The organism is Nitratireductor sp. PBL-C9 (assembly GCF_050877045.1).
Taxonomy (GTDB): domain Bacteria; phylum Pseudomonadota; class Alphaproteobacteria; order Rhizobiales; family Rhizobiaceae; genus Nitratireductor; species Nitratireductor aquimarinus.
Map to the genome: position 1 here is coordinate 318,510 of NZ_JBPAXW010000001.1, position 19,504 is coordinate 338,013.

At 62.1% G+C, this 19,504-nt stretch carries 14 protein-coding genes; 3 read left to right on the plus strand and 11 right to left on the minus strand.

All coding sequences use genetic code 11. The annotated features are described in order from the left end of the window. Nucleotides 1-22: 22 nt before the first annotated feature. The 10 genes from ACRTG1_RS01500 to ACRTG1_RS01545 all read right to left on the minus strand — a co-directional run bounded on the left by ACRTG1_RS01500 (nucleotide 23) and on the right by ACRTG1_RS01545 (nucleotide 12,876). A complete protein-coding gene (locus tag ACRTG1_RS01500; protein WP_432515614.1) occupies nucleotides 23-1,393 on the minus strand; it encodes a M20/M25/M40 family metallo-hydrolase in 1,371 nt (456 codons plus the stop codon). Beyond that, nucleotides 1,390-3,432, minus strand: a complete 2,043-nt coding sequence (locus ACRTG1_RS01505) for a hydantoinase/oxoprolinase family protein (protein ID WP_432515615.1) — start codon at nucleotides 3,430-3,432, stop codon at nucleotides 1,390-1,392. Before ACRTG1_RS01505 ends, ACRTG1_RS01500 begins: the two co-directional genes overlap by 4 nt. Continuing rightward, on the minus strand, nucleotides 3,419-5,245 hold the full coding sequence (locus tag ACRTG1_RS01510) for a hydantoinase B/oxoprolinase family protein (protein ID WP_206544939.1): 1,827 nt from the start codon (nucleotides 5,243-5,245) through the stop codon (nucleotides 3,419-3,421). The genes ACRTG1_RS01505 and ACRTG1_RS01510 overlap by 14 nt, the downstream gene beginning before the upstream one ends. A 38-nt stretch (nucleotides 5,246-5,283) precedes the next feature. Further along, nucleotides 5,284-6,279, minus strand: a complete 996-nt coding sequence (locus ACRTG1_RS01515; protein ID WP_432515616.1) for an NADPH:quinone reductase — start codon at nucleotides 6,277-6,279, stop codon at nucleotides 5,284-5,286. Between the two features lie 28 nt (nucleotides 6,280-6,307). Beyond that, nucleotides 6,308-7,288 (minus strand): ABC transporter ATP-binding protein, encoded by a 981-nt coding sequence (locus ACRTG1_RS01520; protein WP_224873538.1) that lies wholly within the window; start codon nucleotides 7,286-7,288, stop codon nucleotides 6,308-6,310. An 8-nt stretch (nucleotides 7,289-7,296) separates the two neighbouring features. Continuing rightward, entirely contained in the window at nucleotides 7,297-8,316 is a 1,020-nt protein-coding gene (locus tag ACRTG1_RS01525; RefSeq protein ID WP_206544941.1) for an ABC transporter ATP-binding protein, read from the minus strand. Further along, nucleotides 8,313-9,209 (minus strand): ABC transporter permease, encoded by an 897-nt coding sequence (locus tag ACRTG1_RS01530; RefSeq protein WP_083213120.1) that lies wholly within the window; start codon nucleotides 9,207-9,209, stop codon nucleotides 8,313-8,315. Before ACRTG1_RS01530 ends, ACRTG1_RS01525 begins: the two co-directional genes overlap by 4 nt. Next, nucleotides 9,202-10,179, minus strand: coding sequence for an ABC transporter permease (locus tag ACRTG1_RS01535; protein WP_065818244.1), 978 nt, complete (start codon nucleotides 10,177-10,179; stop codon nucleotides 9,202-9,204). Before ACRTG1_RS01535 ends, ACRTG1_RS01530 begins: the two co-directional genes overlap by 8 nt. A gap of 113 nt (nucleotides 10,180-10,292) precedes the next feature. Then, entirely contained in the window at nucleotides 10,293-11,936 is a 1,644-nt protein-coding gene (locus ACRTG1_RS01540) for an ABC transporter substrate-binding protein (RefSeq protein WP_206544944.1), read from the minus strand. A gap of 58 nt (nucleotides 11,937-11,994) precedes the next feature. Further along, nucleotides 11,995-12,876: an aspartate/glutamate racemase family protein gene (locus ACRTG1_RS01545; protein WP_297558721.1), complete on the minus strand. Its 882-nt coding sequence runs from the start codon at nucleotides 12,874-12,876 to the stop codon at nucleotides 11,995-11,997. Between ACRTG1_RS01545 and ACRTG1_RS01550 the strand changes: the two genes are divergently transcribed. Next, nucleotides 12,875-13,690 (plus strand): IclR family transcriptional regulator, encoded by an 816-nt coding sequence (locus ACRTG1_RS01550; protein WP_432515617.1) that lies wholly within the window; start codon nucleotides 12,875-12,877, stop codon nucleotides 13,688-13,690. The genes ACRTG1_RS01545 and ACRTG1_RS01550 overlap by 2 nt on opposite strands. 190 nt (nucleotides 13,691-13,880) lie before the next feature. Continuing rightward, complete coding sequence (locus ACRTG1_RS01555; protein WP_432515618.1) at nucleotides 13,881-15,608, plus strand: M28 family peptidase; 1,728 nt, start codon at nucleotides 13,881-13,883, stop codon at nucleotides 15,606-15,608. A 75-nt stretch (nucleotides 15,609-15,683) separates the two neighbouring features. Here ACRTG1_RS01555 and ACRTG1_RS01560 read toward each other — a convergent pair whose 3' ends face one another. After that, on the minus strand, nucleotides 15,684-17,162 hold the full coding sequence (locus ACRTG1_RS01560) for a serine hydrolase domain-containing protein (RefSeq protein ID WP_432515619.1): 1,479 nt from the start codon (nucleotides 17,160-17,162) through the stop codon (nucleotides 15,684-15,686). A gap of 236 nt (nucleotides 17,163-17,398) precedes the next feature. Here ACRTG1_RS01560 and ACRTG1_RS01565 point away from each other — a divergent pair, with 236 nt between their 5' ends. Beyond that, complete coding sequence (locus ACRTG1_RS01565) at nucleotides 17,399-19,252, plus strand: cation:proton antiporter (protein ID WP_432515620.1); 1,854 nt, start codon at nucleotides 17,399-17,401, stop codon at nucleotides 19,250-19,252. Nucleotides 19,253-19,504 lie beyond the last annotated feature (252 nt).

Below are 19,504 nucleotides of genomic sequence, written 5' to 3' on the forward strand. Positions count from 1 at the left end.
TTCATTCAAGCAACACTGACAGCTAGCGCATGCGGCCGATCTCGGTCAGCAGCGCAGCACCCGTCTTGATCCCATCAATGAAGCGCTCAATCTCGAGGTTTTCGTTGGGCGCATGATTGGCTTCGTCGGCATTCGCATAGGGCACCACGAAAGCCGGCTTCTTCAGGATCTTCGTGAAGACATAATCCGGCAGGCTGCCGCCAACCGTCGGATAGAGCAGCGGCTCCACGCCGCGCGCGGCCTTCACGGCCTTGCTGATCGCCTCCGCATAGGGCGAGTCCATCGGCGTCTTGGAAGGAAGCATGCCGTTCAGCGGTATGAATTCGACATCCGGCGCGTGACGCTCCACATGCGCGGCCACCTTCTCGAAAACATAGTCCGGCGTCAGCGGCTCAACCAGCCTGATATCGCATTTCACGAACGCCTCGCAGGGCAGAACCGTCTTCATGCCCGGTCCGTCATAGCCGCTGTGAAAGCCGTTGATCGTCAGGGTCGGGTGGAACATCAGGCGGTCGAAATAGCCCCGCTCCAGCGGACCATCCAGTTCGGCCAGTCCGAGTTCGGCCTTGACCTCCTCCACGTCGAGCGGAATTTTCGAGATCGCCTCCCGCTCCGAGTTCGTCGCCGGGATTACCGGTTCCGTCAGCCCTTCGATGGTGATCTCGCCTGCGGCGTTCTTCATCGTCGAAAGGAGATGGACCAGCTTCCAGGCGGCGTTCGGCACGACACCGCCGAAATTGCCGGAGTGAACATCGCGCCCGGCTGTTTTGGCCCTCAGTTCAAACCCCGCCACACCACGCACGCCAAACGTGACCACCGGCAGCCCCGTCTCATGCAGCGGCCCGTCCGAGGTCACCACAAGATCGGCCTGCAGGCGATCCGCATGTTCGCGCACAAAGTCGGCAATGTGCGGACTGCCAATCTCCTCCTCGCCTTCCAATAGAAAGATGATGTTGCACGGAAGATCGCCATGAACGGCCAGATGGGACTCGATGGCGAGAATCTGGGCGAAGTGCTGGCCCTTGTTGTCGCCAATGCCCCGCGCATAGATCCTTCCGTTGCGGATCGTCGGTTCGAAGGGCGGGCTGTCCCACAGCTCAAGCGGGTCCGGCGGCTGAACGTCATAGTGACCGTAGAGCAGGATGGTCGGCTTGTCGGGTGAGACATCGCGCCTGGCAAGAACCATCGGATGGTTCTTTGTCGCAACCGTTTCCGCCTCCATGCCGAGCCCTTTCAGCATGTCGACGAGCAGATTGGCGACCTCGCGAATGCCGATGTCGTGAGCGCTGATGCTCGGATGGCTCACATAGTCCATCACCCGCGCGATAAACGCCTCGCTGTTGGCGTCCACATGCTCGAAGACTTTCTGCAATTCGTCGTCAGAAGCACTCATACAGCCGCTCCTTCCTGTCGTGTGAGGATGATCGCTCCAACCGCATGCGCCTCGCCCGTCCAGCCCGGCGGCACGAGAATCGTTGTGTCGAGCTGCGTGAGGATAACCGGTCCATCGAAGCGTGTCCCGGCCCCGATTGTGTTGCGGTCGATCAGCGGAACGTCACGGGCACCATTGGCAAACTGCACCGGCGCATGATCGTAAGCTTCAAGGGGACCACCCGGTTGAAGCCCGTCACGCGGCGGTTCCGATGTCAGGCCCGTGGCCTCAACCCGTAGCGTGACCAGCTCGATTGGCGCATCAAGCGCAAAACCGTAGAGCGCCTTGTGTTCGGCGGTGAAAGCCTCTTCCACGACTTCGCGCGTTTCCGCCCAGGGGATCGCTATTTCGCCACCCTGCCCGTAATAGCGCAACAGCGCCACGCGATCCGTCTGCCGCTTGTCTTCGGGAACGCCCTCCACCGTCAGCCACGCATCGGCCTGCTGTTCAAGCTCCCCGAAAATGCCTTTCGCGGTCACGACATCAATCGCCCCGGCTTTTGGCAGGGTCCGGCTGAACTCGGCCTTGAGATCGGCTGCAAGCAGCCCGTCGGCACAAAGCACACCCGGCGCGGGCGGGATCATCACGCGCGAAATGCCCAACAGCTCCGCAAGGGCGCAGCCATGCAGCGGGCCCGCCCCGCCGAAGGGCACCAGTGTGAAGTGCCGCGGATCGTGCCCGCGCTCGACGGACACCACACGAACAGCGCCAACCATATGGTTGTCGACGATCTGGAGAACGCCGCGCGCTGCTGCCTCGAGCGACAGGCCCAGCGGTTCGGCGACCCCTTTTCGCACCACCTCGCGCGCTGCCTCGACATCAAGGCCCATGCGCCCGCCCAGCAGCTTCTCAGGCAGATGACCAAGCACCACATGGGCATCGGTGACGGTCGCATCCTGCCCCCCATGGCCATAGGCCGCAGGCCCCGGCCTTGCGCCGGCGCTGCGTGGCCCCACGGTCAGGGTCGCGTCCTCGACGGCGGCAATCGATCCGCCGCCGGCACCAATCGTCACCATGTCCACCATCGGCAGCGGAAGCGGCCAGTCGCCGACCTTGCCATGCTGCGTGAGATCGATCCGGCCATCCTTGATCAGGCAAATGTCGGCGCTGGTTCCGCCGATATCGACGGTGATCAGATCGCGAATGCCACATGCGGCGGCAATCGCGCGTGCACCGACCACCCCGGCCGCTGGCCCCGACAACGCCGTAAGCGCTGGCGCTTCGCGGATTGCCGCCGCACCGGCCACTCCGCCATTCGACTTCATCAGAAGCAGCGGGGCGGCGACCTTTTCATCTTCGAGCCGGCGTTCCAGCCGGCCCACATAGCTTGTGACACCCGGCATCACCGCAGCATTCAGCGCAGTGGTGAGCGAACGCTCATATTCACGCACCACGGGCAGCACATCGGTCGAGATCGTCACCGCAATGTCCGGCAGTTCCTCCCGCAGAATTTCGGCCACCCGCCTTTCATGCGCGGGATTGGCGAACGCATGCATGAGGCAGACACCAACGGCTTCCACATTCATGGCGCGAATGGCGCTCGCCGCCTCCCTGACACTGTCTTCGTCAAGCGTTTCCAGAACCGCTCCGCCTGCCGCAAGCCGTTCATCCACCTCGACGATCCGCGATGCGGGAACGGGGCGCTCGGGCTTCACCCAGTTGTAGAGATTGGCCTTGCGCGGGATGTCCTGCCGGCCGATGGCGAGCACGTGGCGAAAGCCGCGTGTGGTGACAAGCGCCGTACGCGCGCCCTTGCCCTCAAGTATCATGTTGGTGGCGACGGTCGTGCCATGCAGCACGCGGGCAAGTTCGCTCGCCTCCGCGCCCGCATCCGCGAGCGCCAGTCTTATGCCGGTCAGAAAGGCCTCTGAAGGATCCTGCGGCACGCTGGGCGTCTTGGCCCGCCACACTTTTCCGCTCGACCGGTCGAGAAGGGAGATGTCGGTAAAGGTGCCACCAATATCGACAGCGATGGCGAGGGAAGATTCAGCTGAGGACATCGACATACTCCTGACGATGGAAACGACGGTGGGCAGGACGTTCGGCGCGGGCGGCAACGGTGGCATCGGCGTCCACCCGGTTGCCTTCCATCACCACGCCATAAAGGCTTCTGGCTGCTTCAGGGCTGACGAACCCGCCCAGAACATCCTCGATCACCTTGCCGACCGGACGGTCGAAGGGATGGCCATGGCCGCCGCCGCCGCCGGTCTCGATGCGCAGAATGTCGCCGCGCACCAGCCTGTTGCCGTCCGAAAGCGGCGCCAGAACCTGCTCCCGGTCGGTTCCCGGATTGACGATGGCCCGGCCGGAACCGCCACCCTGACCCCCATCGATGCCCCAGGGAGGGTTCTTCACACTGTCGATGCGAACCGCCAGCACCGCGTCCTCGGCCATCACCTCGTATTCGCGCACGATGCCGCAACCACCGCGGTGGCGTCCTGCGCCGCCAGAGTCCTGCGCGATGCCATAGGTGCGCAACCGCACCGGATAACCAAGTTCGAGGAATTCGACCGGATAGTTTTCCTGCGCGACGAAATAGACCGCATCGATGCCATCGGCATCGGGGCGCGCGCCGTATCCGACGCCAATCCCGTCTGCCAGAAGAAAACGCTCCAGCTCGCCCGCTTCATTGCGGAAATTGCCGCGCATGATGCTGATCACATAGGCCGAATTGGCAGCCGGCGCTTCGCCTTTCGCAACATTCACCAGCCCGCTCATGGCGGAGATGACGCGCATCGCCGTCAGTCCGCGCATGCCAAGAGGTGCGGGGAAACGCGGCGCAAGCAGCGAACCTTCGCGCAGCTTGACCGCATCGATGGCGTTCGGGCCACCCGCATTGCAGACCTGCGCCGGGTCGCCACCCAGATAATAGAGGCCGAGCGCCATGCCCGGCACACCCTCATTCATGAGATAGTTGACCGGGCCGGGAGCCTGATCGTCTGTCTCGGTTGCATCGAAGGTGAAACGGTCTTCCCCGTCGCTGCCCTTCTCGCGGGAGAGCGAAAAACGGATCTTGAACGGCCCGTTTCCGTGCCCGTCGCCATCAATGGCATCGGTGAAACTATGCGTACCGTAATCGAAGGTCTCGGCCAGTTTCGTGCGCACCAGACGACGTGTGCGGGCAAGCAGCTGGTCGAATGCATCGGCAACCACATCAGCGCCGAACCGGTCGATGATTTCACCGACACGCCGAACACCAAGATCGACGGACGCCATCAGGGCGCGCATGTCGCCATTGCTCTGTTCGGGAAAACGCGAATTGCGATGGAAGATCGACAGCGCGGCCTCGTTGGTCTGCCCCGCATCGATCAGCTTCGTAACGGGAACAATGATGCCTTCCTGAAAGATCTCGGTCGCATCCGGGCTGATCGAGCCCGGGCGGATGCCGCCGATATCGGCAAAATGCGCCCAGCTCATCACGAAGGCGCAGCGTCGGCCATTGCGGAACACCGGTGCGAGCAGAACCTGATCGTTTGAGTGCGAAACCGCACCGCGCGAACCGTAGCAGTCATTGTACCAGTAGAGGTCGCCCGGCTGCATCGTATCGGCGGGAAATTTTTCGAAAACCGGACCGGTCATGTCGCCGAAGATCGGCACCATCGAACCAACGGCCATCACGCCGTCTGCATCGAACAGCGCGGTGTAAAAGTCCTTCTTCTCGCGAATAAACGCGGAAATCGCGGTGCGCTCCAGAAGCGCTTCCATCTCGGCCTGCGCGGCGGCGATTGCGCCGCGAATGATCTCCAGCGACACCGGGTCGCAGACCGGCATGTCGCACTCGGGCGGTGGGGTGGATGGCGAGGATTGAAGCATTTGCTTTCCTTATCAATGGCCGGTGCGACGTCGCTTCGTCACACGCTGACAACGATATTGCCGAGGCTTCCGCGCTCGACATGCTCATGGGCATCCGCGATCTCGCGGAGGGGGTAGGTAGCGCCGATGGCAACGTGCAGACGCGCCTCCTCGGCAAGACGGGTCAGCATCGCCTCTCCGGCGCGCCGGAAAGCAGACGGAATGTTGAAGCCCTGAATGAAGCGCAGGTTCGCACCCTTGTTGGCGAAGGCGTAATAGGGGAGAACGGGCTCGGGATCGCTGCTGCACGAATAGGAAGCAATGGTCCCGTTGGCTTTCAGAATGGCGATGTCGCCAAGCCGGTTCGCGGCAAAGTCCACCTCGATGATGCGGTCGACCCCCTCGCCCTCCGTTATGTCCAAAACGCGCGCGACAACATCCTCGCGCTTGCGGTCGATGATCTCGCTTGCGCCGGCTCTCCGGGCATGGCTCGCCGCCTCGTCACTGCTCACGGTCCCGATGACGCACGCACCGCCGGCCCTGGCAAGCTGCACCGCAAAATGACCAACCGCACCCGCAGCGCCATTGACCAGTATCGTCTGACCCTCCACCGGCCCATCGGCGAAGACCGCGCGATAGGCCGTCATCGCCGGCACGCCGAGACACGCTCCGTCCTCAAAGCTCAATCCTTTGGGAAGCGGCGCCGCCTGATCGGCAGGGATCGCCACATATTCCGCAGCCGTTCCGAACGGCCTGCCTGCGGTTCCGTAGCCGCCCTGCGCGTTCCAGAGCCAGACACGCTCGCCGACGCGCGTGCGGTCCACGCCCGCGCCCACATCGGCGATTTCGCCTGCGCCATCCGTGTGCGGGATCGCCAATGCGTGTTCCATCGCCATGCCGCGCCAGCCAGCCCGGCGTTTCACGTCGGCGGGATTGATGCCCGATGCACGCACCCGCACCAGAACCTCGCCCTTGGCCGGAACAGGTACGGCCTGTTCGCCAAGTTCAAGCACCTCCCGGGCCGGCCCTGTGCGCGTGTAGAAAGCTGCAAGCATTGTTTCGTCCAGTCCTGACGGTGACAGCTCAGAAAAGATGACAGGCGACCTTGCGGCTGCCCGCCGGACGCAGCGCCGGCGCTTCTTTGGCGCAACGGTCGAAAGCGAGCGGGCAACGGTCTCGGAACACGCAACCCGAAGGCGGATTGCGTGGATCAGGCGCACCACGGCCAATGGGAAGCGGATCATGGCTCTGGTCGGGATGCGGCACCGGAACGGCCGCCACCAGCGCCTTGGTGTATGGGTGCAGCGGCTCGTGGACGATGTCCTCGGTCGGTCCATCTTCCATGATGCGGCCCAGATACATGACGATGGTTCGCTCGCAGACATACCGCACAAGGGCCAGGTCGTGACTGATGTAGATCGCAGTCAGGTTCAGCCGGTCGCGCACATCGCGAAACACGTTCAGAACGCCTGCACGCACCGACACGTCGAGCATCGAAACCGGTTCATCCGCAACCACGAAGTCCGGTTGCAGGATGAGCGCCCGCGCCATCACCACGCGCTGCAACTGGCCGCCCGATAATTGGTGCGGATACCGGTCAAGATATTGCTGTGGCTGTGGCAGGCGCACGAGTTCCAACGCTTCGATGATGCGCCCTTCACGTTCGGCTGCCGGAATGCCGGCATTCTCCAGCGGTTCGGCCAGTGTGGCACGGATCGTGAAGCGTGGGTTCACCGCTTCGAACGGGTTCTGGAAGATGAGCTGCGCCTTGGCGCGATAACGCTTGAGCGCCGGTCCCTTCAGACCGGAAAGCGCATCGCCGGCGAACTCAATCTCGCCACCGGTCGCCTCTTCAAGCTTGAGAAGCAGCCGCCCCATGGAGGTCTTGCCGCAGCCGGATTCTCCCAGAAGGCCGACACTCTCGCCCTTCTGGATCTCGAATGTCACACCGTCCACCGCCTTGACGACGGAGGAGTGGCCACGCATCGCCGAAAAGGCGCTGCCGACCCGGTAATGGAGCTGGGCATCCTTGACGGAGACCAGCGGCTTGGGTGGTTTCGACACAGCCAACCTCATGCGTCTGCGAGCCATGTTTCGGTGCGGGCCGCCTCCTGCCGCAGCTTCGCGGCTTCATCCGCCCGGTGGCAGCTGACCCGATGGTCAGGCGCGACCATGCCGAGCGCCGGCTGCTGCGTGGTGCAGGTCTCCACTGCGAACGGGCAGCGGGGCGCAAAGCGGCACCCCGGTGGTGGAAAGGCGAGATTGGGCGGCGCGCCCTCAATGGGCGTCAGCACACCGCTTGCCGCTCCTTTCAGATCGGGAAACGCATTGCGCAGTCCCATTGTGTAGGGATGCGACGGCTCCATCAGAACGGCGTCCATCGGGCCGGCTTCGGCAATGCGCCCGGCATACATCACCACCGTCCGGTCGCAGACATAGGCGACGACCGAGATGTCATGCGTGACGAGGATCACCGAAATGCCCAGCATCGATTGCAGTTCGCGCAGCTGGTCGAGGATCTGCCGCTGAACGATCACATCGAGCGCCGTCACCGGTTCATCGGCAATCACCAGCTTGGGATTGAGCGCAAGGGCCAGAGCGATGGCCACGCGCTGGCGCATGCCGCCGGAAAACTGATGCGGATAGTCGCCAAGCCTGCCGGCTTCGATGCCAACCATCTCGAACAGTTCTTCGCAGCGCGCCCGCGCTTGCCTGCGCCCCAGCCCACCGCGTCGCCGCAGCACCTCGTTGAGCTGATATTCGACCGTGTAGACGGGATCGAGCGAGTTCATGGCGCTTTGCGGAATGAACGCGATGTCGCGCCAGCGCAGCGCATTCATCTCGCGTTCGGGCAGCGCCGCAATATCCTGTCCGTCGAACAGGATCTGACCGCCGGTAATGCTCGCATTGTCGGCGATCACCCTTGTCAGCGCTCTGGCGACGGTGGTCTTGCCGCAGCCGGACTCGCCAACGAGACCGACGATGGAGCCACGCGGCACGTCGAAACTCGCGCCATCGACAGCATCGATTGAACCCTTGCCAACCTGATAGCTGACCTTGAGATCACGAACGGAAAGCAGTGTTTCAGTCATCGGCCAAGCTTCGGAAACAGGAGGTTTTCATAGCCACGGGTAATGAAGAAGCCCGCAGACACGACGAGGATGATGCAGACGCCGGGAGGCACAAACCAGTAGTAGGCCTGCTTCGCGAGCGCCTGGCTGGCGAAGGCGTCCTGCAGCATGTAGCCCCAGCTGATCGACTGGGGATCGCCAAAGCCGAGAAACGAAATCGACGCCTCCGTCAGAATGGCCCAGCCGATGGCGATGGACCCGTAAAGGAAGGAAAGCGGGAGGATGTTCGGCGCGATGTGCCGCAGAATGATCTTGAAATCCGAAGAGCCTGAAACCCTTGCCGCATCCACATAGCTGCGGGACCGCAACGTCAGGACCTGGCTGCGGATGACCCGCCCCGTGTCGCGCCACAGAACGAGCGCCATGGCGATGACGACGTTCCAGATCGACGGTTCAAGGAAGGCGGCAAGCACGATGACGAAGGGCAGGAAGGGTATGCCGAACGCCACATCTGCCAACCGCATCAAAAGCGCATCCACCCAGCCGCCGAAATAGCCGGAAACCAGCCCGACAATCGATCCGATCAGCGCCACCATGAAGGCCGCTGTCAGTCCGATAAGCAGCGCGGAACGCGTGCCGTAAACAATCTGCGAGAAGATATCCCGGCCAAGGCTGGTGGTGCCGAGAATGAAGCCGTCTTCACCCGGACGCAGATCGGCGGCCAGATCGTAATCGGGCGTGTAGAGGATCTCTGTCGGATCGTATGGCGCAATGGCGTCGGCGAAGATCGCGGTCAGGATGAAGATCGCATAGATGGCGAGGCCGGCAACGGCGAAGGGGTCGTTCAAAGGCAGACGCAGGCTGCGAAAGAAGCGCGCGACGAAACCCGGCCTGGGAAGCGTGGTATCAAGCATGGCTGATCCTCGGGTCGAGCAGGGAATAAAGAAGGTCGGCGATGAGGTTCATCAGGATGACCACCACGGCGATCATCAGGAACGCGCCCTGCGCCAGCGGATAGTCGGATGCCGAGACGGCATTGACGAGTTCGCGTCCAAGCCCCGGCCAGGAGAAAACGGATTCAACGACCACATTTCCCTGAAGCTGGTAGCCGACGGCGATGGCGAAGGATGTCATGACCGGCAACAGCGCGTTGCGCGCGGCATGGCGCACCACGACCGACCAGTTGGACAGTCCCTTGATGCGGGCCATGGTGACAAAGTCTTCCTTCATCACATCCAGCATGTTCGAGCGCATCAGAAGAAGCGGCAGTCCCTGACTGTAAATCGCCAATGTCAGGGCCGGGAGCGCCAGATAGCTCAGGAACTCCCGCGAGGTGTAAAGCGCCCACAAGCTGTCATAGCTGGCGCCGGCCGGCCGTGTGCCGCCGGCGGGAAACCAGCCGAGCCAGAAGGAAAACACGGCAAGCAGCACCATCCCGAGCCAGAATTCAGGCATGGCGCGCGTCGTCAGAACCAGCGGAATTGCCGTGTTCTCCACGACGCTTCCGCGCCGCCAGGCAAGATACGCGCCGGCAAGAATGCCGAAAGTGTAGGCCACGATAAGCGAAGAGAATGTGAGAATGAGCGTGTTGGGCAGGAGCGTCATCAGCCGCTCGGCCACAGGCTCGCGATAGCGAAAGCTCTGGCCCAGCTCACCCTGCAGAAGATTGCCGAGATAGATGAGGTATTGCTCCCACAATGGCTTGTCGAGGCCGAACTGCGCCATCAGCGCTTCCTGCTGTTCCACAGTGAAGGTGGGGTCGATATAGGCCGCCATCGGATTGCCCGGCATCAGGCGGAACATGAGGAACAGGATCGTGACGACCGCCCAGAGGACGAGAGCGAGTTGCAGCGCTCTGCTGGCCATCGCCTTCAAATGGGACATGAACAGGCTTCCCTTGTCTCGGCGCGAAAATTCTGGCCGCGTCACCGCAGGGCGCGGCAGCGTGGCGCGTCGGGAGGAGACAGGCGCACCGTGACAGTGCGCCTGTCAGGGCGTTATTCGGCCAGCGTTTCTTTCTGGTCGCCGGGATAATGCAGGCGGTCACCCTCGAGCGTGTAGCCGGCATCCTCAAGGATCTTCACCGCCACATCGTGGCCAGCCTCGAAGCCTTCGACCACCGCTTCATTGTGCCAGAAGCCCAGCGCGGGAGAGACAACGGAGTTGGAAGGCTCGGCGTAACCGCGATAGGCAGCCTTGACGATCAGGCGACGGTCCACGGCCGAAGAAAGCGCGCGGCGGAATGCCGGATCATCGAAGGGCGGACGGCGGTTGTTGAACGCGACATAACGGAAGCCCATCTCGACGGTCGAAACGGTTTCCAGATCGCCATCCTGCTCGGCTGCCTGCAACAGCACCTGCGGATCACCGGAGAATTCGGCGAGGAAGTTGATCTCGCCGGAGCGCAGCATGCCCAGCGCCGCTTCAACATTCGGCACGATGCGCAGAATCCAGCGCTCGGCCTTCGGTGCGTTGAAGTGATCCTTGTTGGCGGAAAGAACGATTTCCTCATTGGTGAGCCAGCGCTCGAACCTGAACGGCCCGGAACCGATGGGTGTCTCTTCCTGATAGCTTTCCGCGTTCTCTTCCTTCGTCTTCAGATCGGCGATGATCGGCTCCCAGACATGCTTGGGAATGAGATTGATCTTCGCCAGGCTCGACGTGACGAACGACGCCGCCGGCTGCTTGAGCGTGAAGGTGATCGTGGAACCGTCAATCGCGATATTCTCGATATTAGTGGCGAATGGCGCATACATCGGCGCTTCACCGCTGACGGCGGTCTCGAAGGAGAATTTGACGTCTTCCGGCGTCACAGGCTCGCCGTCATGCCACTTCATGCCCTCGCGCAGCGTCACCGCGATGGTCTTGTCGTCTTTCCACTCATAGCTTTCGGCCGCCCAGGCCTTGGGCAGGCCATCGGGACCGACACGCACGAGCCGGTCATAGACCAGTTCGAACACCCAGCTGTCCACGCCGCCGGAGATGTAGAGCGGGTTGATCGCCTGCACATTGTCGCCGGAGTTGAGGATGATGTCCTTCTGTTCGCCAACCGGCGTCAGCGACATGAACGTCCACGTGTTGCGAATGCCAATGCCGCTCTGCTCGACAACCGAGGCCGGGTCCCAGACCGTCTTGTCGAACGCGAATGTCTGTTTGGGATGAACAAGCATCATGTTGGGCTGGTCGGCGGCGAGGATCTCCTGCGCCTTGTCGATCAGCTCCTTGCGCTTGGCTTCGTCGATCTCGACCCGCTCGGCTTCAACGACCGTGTCGTATTCCGGGTTCAGGTAACCGATGAAATTGTAACCCTTGTCCGCCGTGGTCGAATGGAACAGGTTAAAGACGATCTCATCGGGGTCCGAGCGCTCGGGTCGACCGACCATCTGCCAGGCCGTGGCGTCCCAGTTGTCGCGCTGATACCAGACGACGTCCGACATCTGCTCCCAGGGCATGACCCGCACATTCACATCGAGACCGAGCTTGCGCCACTCCTGCGCAATGAGCTGGATCGACTGGAATTCCTGTGGCTGGGCCGCCTGCGGGCGGGTGAACAGGTCGATGGTTCTGATCTGATCGCCGGCAAATGCCGGCGTCCCGGCAAGAAGGGCGAGAAACGCGGTCGAGACAACCGCTCTGCGCATTGGTATCATCCTGCTTCTCCTCTGAAGATTTTTGTCGTTGTCTTGTCGGCGCGCAGGCTCAGGCCACCCGCAGCGCCTCGAAGGACTGGCCGGCCCGCATTTTGGCGGGCATCGGATAGGCTGTCTTGGAGTGGGAGAGCCCCATGGAAACCAGCGTTTCCGCGTGCTTTAGCGCGGCCTTGCCGGCATTGATGGCCGGCGCGCCCACGGCGGCGGACACCTCGTCCGCAAGATCCAGAAACGACATCGTCATGCAGCCGAACAACAGAGCGTCGGCACGGTCCTGCTTCACGCAAAGCGTTGCCGTCTCGATCAGCTTCTCGCGCGTCTGATCCGGGTTTTTCATCAGCTCCAGAACGGGAATGCCCGTGGCCCGCACGGAAGCGAGCTTTTCAAGGACACCCGCCCGGTAGGCAAGCAGCTCCTGCCCGGCAACCATGCTTTCGAAGATGGTCAGCACGGAGAGCTTGTGCCCCAGGCTGGCAGCCAGAAGCAGCGAACTTTCGCATGGGCCAACAACCGGCATGGTCGTCAGTTCACGCGCGGCCTCCAGGCCCGGATCGCCAAAACAGCCGATAATCGCGGCATCAAATCCTTCGCGCTCGCAACGCATGATCACGTCGATCGTGGCAGGAATGCACAGCGCCTCTTCATAAGCGGATTCGATTGATGCTGGTCCGTCCACAACATCAATGACCGACACTTCGGTGCCGGTGAATGCCCACGCATTCAGCAGCGCTTCGCGCCGCTTCATCTCCTTCAGCCCCATCGGCCCCTTGGACATCGGCCCCGGTACGACATAAGCAACACGCATTTCATCGCCCCTCATTGTTTTATTGTGTGAAACATTGTTTCTTATTTCCGTTGAGTAAATCACAAATCTGCAATATTGCAACCGTGCAGCAGACAACGATAATGCGAGAAACAGGAGCGCAGCCATGAACGAGACAGCCCCCAAGGACTACAGGATCGCTGCTGTCGACCGCGCATTGCTTGTCCTTGAAGCACTCGCCGACCAGCCGGATCAGGGGGTCACAGCGCTCGCAAAATCGCTTGGCCTGACGAAGTCCATTGTCTTCCGCCTGCTGCATACGCTCGAAGAGCGCGGCTTCGTGTTCCGGGATCCGGAGCGCGCCGTCTACTCGCTCGGCTATCGGGTTGGCGTGCTGGGGGAACGCGTGGGCCGCGAAGGCAGCCTTCTGTCTGCTGCGCGGCCGGTGATGGATGCGCTGCGCGACCGGACCTCCGAGAACGTGAATCTCGTCGTGCGCGACGGATTGCGCTCGCTCGTTGTTGCGACGCGCGAGGGCCTGCATTCAATTCGCCTTTTCGCGCAGGCGGGACGCAACGGCCCGCTTCACGCTGGCGGCGGTTCGCTCTGCATTCTCGCATTCAGCGAGAAGAGCATCATCGACCAGGTGCTCGCCAGCCCGCTGGAAGCCTTTACCCCCTACACGATCACCGACCGTGAAAAGCTCCGGCAAGCGCTGGAACGCATTCGCGCGAACGGATGCAATGTCGCAATTAACGATCTCGATGAAGGTGCCTTCTCCGTTGCGGCCCCCATCATTGCGGCCGATGGCAACGTTATTGCAGCGATTTCCGTTGCCGGCGCAGTCGTGCGCTTCGATGAAGAGCGCCGCGAGGCTTACATGCAGGCCGTGCTGGCAGCAGCCGGTGAAATTTCGCAGCGCCTGTCGCTGCACCGTTCCGACAAGGACGAAGCCGAGAGCAAAGCCCGCTCCGCCGGCTGAACCCAGCCCCCAGAGCGCGATAAAAGAGCACAATAGAATCACGAAATGCGCAGCCCGCTTCCGCGGGCTGTTTTCGTTTGCCTGGCTTCCCAATGCTTGGGCCAGCGCTTGCAGCCACGCAAACGCTCTGCTAGCTTTTCATCATTACGAAACGCTGTTTCGCTGAATGAAACAAATGGGAGCTTCGCGCATGAACAATCTCGAAAAACAAATTCTCGATTCCGTCTCGCTTGACGAACCCTGGGGGCTGGTCGAGAGCTTTGCGACTTTCAAGCGCGAGCACCCCACCGATGTGAACCGCGGCATGGACGAAATTGTCTCACGGCTGCGCAGGCTCGGTGTCGAGGTCACGGTTCATGAGCCGAGCCTCTATCTCAGCCTGCCCGGTCAGGCCCGCGTCGAGGCTGACGGCAAGACGTTCCGCGCCAAGCCGCCGGCATACAGCGTCGACGCCAGCAATGGCGTCACGGGCGAACTTGTCTATGTCGGCGCGTATCACAACGCGATGATCACCGACATGTTCGAGCAGAAGGTGGACACCACGCAGGAGCTCGCTGATCGCGTGCGCGGCAAGATCGTGATTTCCGAAGGTTTTGCGAGCCCCGGCCTGGTTTCCCAGTTCGAGGAAATCGGTGCCATCGGCGTTATCGGCATCAATCCCGGTGTCGACATCCACTGGGGCATCTGCACCAGCATCTGGGGCACGCCGGATCTGGACGACCTGCCGCGCAAGCCGAAGATCGCCGCTGCGGCGGTCAACAAGGATGACGGCGCGGCGCTGGTCGCCATCGCGGAAAAGGGCGGCAGCGTCACGCTTTTCACCGAGATGGAAGAGGGCTGGTTCACGTCGAAACTGCCGGAAGTCTTCATCAAGGGCACCGAAGAGCCGGAGAAATACGTCTTCCTGCACGGCCATCTCGACAGCTGGGACGTGGGTGTGGGCGACAACGCAACCGGTGATGCGAGCATGCTCGAAATCGCCCGCGTTCTCTGGGAAAATCGCGGTTCGCTGAAGCGCTCGGTGCGCATCTGCTGGTGGCCCGGCCACTCCACCGGACGCTATGCCGGTTCGACCTGGTTCTCCGACAATTTTGCGCTGGACCTCGAGCAGAATGCCGTTTCGCAGGTCAACTGCGACAGCCCGGGCTGCCGCTGGGCAACCGAATTCATCAATCTTTGCCGGATGAGCGAAACCGAAGACTTCCTCGCTGAAGTGATCGGCGAAGTGGCCGGCAAAACGATGGAAGGCGAGCGCCCGCACCGCGCCGGCGATTACTCCTTCAACAATATCGGCATTTCCAGCTACCTGATGCTGTCGTCGACCATGCCGGACGTCCAGCGTGAGGAGAAAGGCTATTACACGGTGGGCGGCTGCGGCGGCAACATTGCCTGGCACACCGAGAATGACACGCTGGAAATCGCCGACAGGGACATTCTCCTGCGCGACATCAAGGTCTATCTCCTTGCCGTTCTTCGCAATGCGAATGCCGAGATCCTGCCGTTTGACTGGCGCGCCACGGCGAAGGAATTCGCGCAGACCGTGGCCGAGTATCAGGCCAAGGCCGGCGACCGCTTTGACCTGTCGGCATCGAAGGACGCGGTCGATGCGCTGGCTTCAACGCTCGACAGTTTCTATGCGGGCATCCAGTCCGGCAAGATCGACAGGGCAACGGCCAACACCGTGATCCAGGATCTCGCCCGTATCCTCGTGCCGATCAACTTCACCCGCGTGAACCGCTTCAGCCACGATCCGGCCCTGACGATCCCGCCGCTGCCTTCCATCGCAGAAGCAGCGGATCTGGACGGTTTTGACGAAAACACGCTTGGTTTTGCGAAAACCCAGCTCGTTCGCGGACAAAACCGCCTCATCTCCGCCCTTCGTCAGGCACAGCGCCACATCGAGCTGCTCGCGGGCTAGGCAGCGCACAAAAGCATGATCGACCGCTGCATCTCTCCTGAGAGAAGCAGCGGTCTTTTCATTTCCGGCCTTGCCTCAGAGCCTGCAATATTCGACGCCGCGCGCCCTTGCCAAGGAGAGAATGAACCGATCCGGCGAAAGGCGCTGAAGGCAGATCCGACGCCCCATCGCGTTGAACAGCCAGCGTCCATTGCCAAGCGGCTTGAGGGTCGCTTCGGTTTGAAGCGGTCCTGCACCCCAATGGAGTGTTCGGCCCCGGATCGTCACAATCGCGCCGTCACTCATCCAGCGCCCGTCCAGCTCCGGTTCCTCGTCGCAATCGCCCACCGGCAACAGCCGGACGGGCTGATGGAACAGATCGCCGCTCAGCGCTCCGTCCGTATACGCCAGCCGCATGCGCGCATGCGGCGCTGCGGAGACGAATTGGCCGTCATCGCCTGCAAAGAGCGCTTCTTCCGCATCGCGCACCACGATGGCGTTCTTTTTCACTTCGGCCCAGAGGTCCCCCACTTCCGCCACATAGAGACCGGACGGTGCCCAATCGCCGGCGGGTTTCGGCATCTGCGCCTGCGGCACGCCACGCAGCCGCGCCCACACGCGCGCCGCAAGCCCGGTCGCATCGCCATCGTCGCGGTTGCTCAGGGCCACGAGCGCGATGCCCTCCTCCGGCGCGCACAGAAAGCCCGCGCGATAGCCGGCCTGCGCCCCGCCATGGCCCGGCACGCGCTCCGCGCCGATCTGCGTCAGCGCAATGCCAAGCCCGTAACCGGTCGCCTCGCCTGACCCAAGCGGCAGAGGCCGGGCGATCTGCGCAAAAACGTCTCGCGCCATGAGGTCCGACAGCCAGACCGCCAGATCCCGCGCCGAGCCCGAAAGCGATCCGGCTGCAGAAAGATGCATTCCCTGAAAGCCTTCCGACCAGCCGGGCGATGCAGGTTCATGGCCGGGCACAAGCCCCGGCGCCGGATCAGTCCAGAATTCGGACGCCCGCATGCCGATACCCAGCCTTTGTGCGTGATCCGCCACCATGTCGGAGAACACGAAACCACGCCGCGCCAGCGCCGTTTCCAGAAGACGGTAGCCGCCATTGGAATAAGCGACCTCATGGCCGGGCCTGGCGTTCAACCAGTCAAAACCGGCCATCCAGTGGTGAAGCGGCGCGGCCTCGGTGCGCGTATGCGATCCGAAACCCAGAAGGGTCAAGCTCTCGCGCGGGTCGGGCAAGCCGCCCTGCATGGCAAGCGCCTGCGCAACCGTTACGGATGCCGGGGCCGCCGCGAGTTCCGGAAGCGCCTCGCCCAGCGTCATGTCGAGCGGCAACACACCGCTTTCGATAAGACAGGCTGCGAACACATGCTTGGTGACAGACGCCCAGCGAAACACGCTGTCCGGACCAAGCGGCGCGCCTGCGACGCCCGCATGCCCCCCCGCCGCAACCAGCCGAACCGCTCCGTTCTCAATGCCAAGCACCACGCCGCCCGGGCCATCGGCCGGCCAAGCTCCGAGCCTTTCAAGAGCAGTATTCTCGGCCGCAGCCCAATCGCGTTCAGCCATTCGTCATCTCCCCTGATCGTCCGCGAAGAATGCCGTTTTTCGTGACATTCCTGCAGTCCATGGACACTGGCTTTGCCGCTACACGCGCGACAATCAAGCAGATTTCACAACCACAGGTCTTTTCAACAGGCTCCCGCTTCTGTAGCCCGAAAACTGGATGATCCGCTGAAGCGCGAACCCAATTGCTCCCACGCGGCACATTGCAAAACGCCGAAACGTTTGAACGGATATGTTGCATGCATGACATCGGATTGAAGATCGCGCTTATCGGCGTCATGGGCATGGGCGCGCAATGGCTTGCCTGGAGGCTCCGCCTGCCGGCCATCGTCCTGCTCCTGATCGCGGGCATGGTCGCCGGCCCGGCCACCGGCTTCATCAACCCGGAAATGGATTTTGGCGAAATCTATCGCCCGCTCGTGTCGCTCGCCGTGGCAATCATCCTGTTTGAGGGTGGTTTGACGCTGAACTTCAAGGAAATCAGCGAAACCTCAACCGCCGTGCGGCGCATCATCCTGATCGCCGGACCGCTCGTATGGGTGATGACCGCCCTCTCCGCTCATTATGTCGGCGGCCTCACCTGGCCGACAGCCATAGTGCTCGGCGCCATTCTCGTGGTCACCGGCCCCACCGTCATCACGCCGCTCCTGCGCCAGGCGCAGCTTGCCTCGCGGCCCGCCTCGCTGCTCAAATGGGAAGCGATCGTCAACGACCCCATCGGCGCGCTCTTTGCGGTGGTGGCTTTCGAGGTCATTCTCGTCTTTCTCGGCCTGCATCAGGGCGGCAGCCTGGCCTATGTGGTGGTTGCGGCCTTCGTGGTCGCCGTCGCCGGCGGCTTTGCCGCCGCCAAGCTGATCCAGTGGGCGTTCGTGCGCGGCTATGTGCCCGAATTCCTGAAAGCGCCCATATTGCTGGCCGCCGTTCTTCTGGCCTATGCGCTCACCAATCTGGTGCTCGAAGAAGCCGGGCTCCTGACCGTCACCGTGATGGGCATCGTGCTTGCAAACACCCGCATTGCGAGCCTCGCGGAGATGCGCCGTTTCAAGGAAACCATCACCGTTTTCCTGGTCTCGGGCATCTTCATCCTGCTGACCGCCTCGCTCACCATCGAGGATTTCCGAAGCCTCGACTGGCGCGCCGCGCTGTTCGTTGCCTCGCTTCTCTTCGTGGTGCGGCCGCTGGCCATCATGATCGCCACCACCGGCTCCGGCGCAACGATGCCCGAGCGCATTCTGACAAGCTGGATCGCGCCGCGCGGCGTGGTCGCCGTCGCGGTTTCAGGCCTGTTCGGCGCAGCTCTTGAAGAAGCAGGCATCATCGATGCGGATCGCATGGTCGCCTTCACCTTTGCGGTGGTTGTCACCACAATCGTTCTGCACGGCTTCACGCTCGGCCCCCTCGCCTCGCTTCTAAAGCTCAAGAGTTCGGAGAAGCCCGGCCTTCTCATCGTTGGCGGTCCGCGCTGGGCAATCGATCTCGCCAAGAAGCTCAAAAGCGTTGAAGTGCCGGTGATGATCGCCGATCCGAACTGGAACCACATCGCCGAGGCGCGGCTTGCCGACATTCCCGTATTCTTCGGAGACATATTGTCGGAAGAGGCTCATCACACGATCGATCCCAAGCGGTTCTCGAACCTCATCGCCGTCACCGACAACGATGCCTACAATTCTCTCGTTTGCACCGATTTTGCGCCGGAACTCGGCCGTTCTCACGTGTTTCAGCTCGGACGCGGCGGAGATCAGCCAAAACGCATGTCGCTGAACTTCACGCTGGGCGGGCGTCCGTTGACCAAAGACGGGCTGGAGTTCCGCGCACTGCGCGAACGGCACTGGCAGGGCTGGACGTTCCAGGCGACCCGGCTGACCGAGGCCTTCGACTACAACGCCTATCTGGAAAGCCGCTCGGAAGACGCAATCGTTCTCCTGTGGGTAAAGCCCTCTGGCGCAATGGTTTTCGCAAGCGACGCGGCCAACACGCCTTCCATCGATGACCGCATCATCAGCTTTACGCCGGCAAAGGATCACCTCGGCGAACGCAATGGCAACGCGAAGAAATTAAAAGAGAAATCCGCTTCGACCGCCGAGCCGGAGTGATATTTTCCGTTCAGACCGTCGGGTCGCCCCCTCCCTTGCAGGAGGGGGTGGTGTACGCGCTCGATGTTTGAAAAAGCAACAAAACAACATTTACGCTTCTTGATTGTTGTTTTCACAGAGCAGACCATGAGCCTGTGAAACGCGCGCAATACCTGCTTACGCTTGGCTTTCGGCTCCATCCGAACGCAAACCCGATTCCGGATTGGAACGCTTAATTCTGTTGCTTTGTTGTTTTTTTGAATCTAGCCTCTT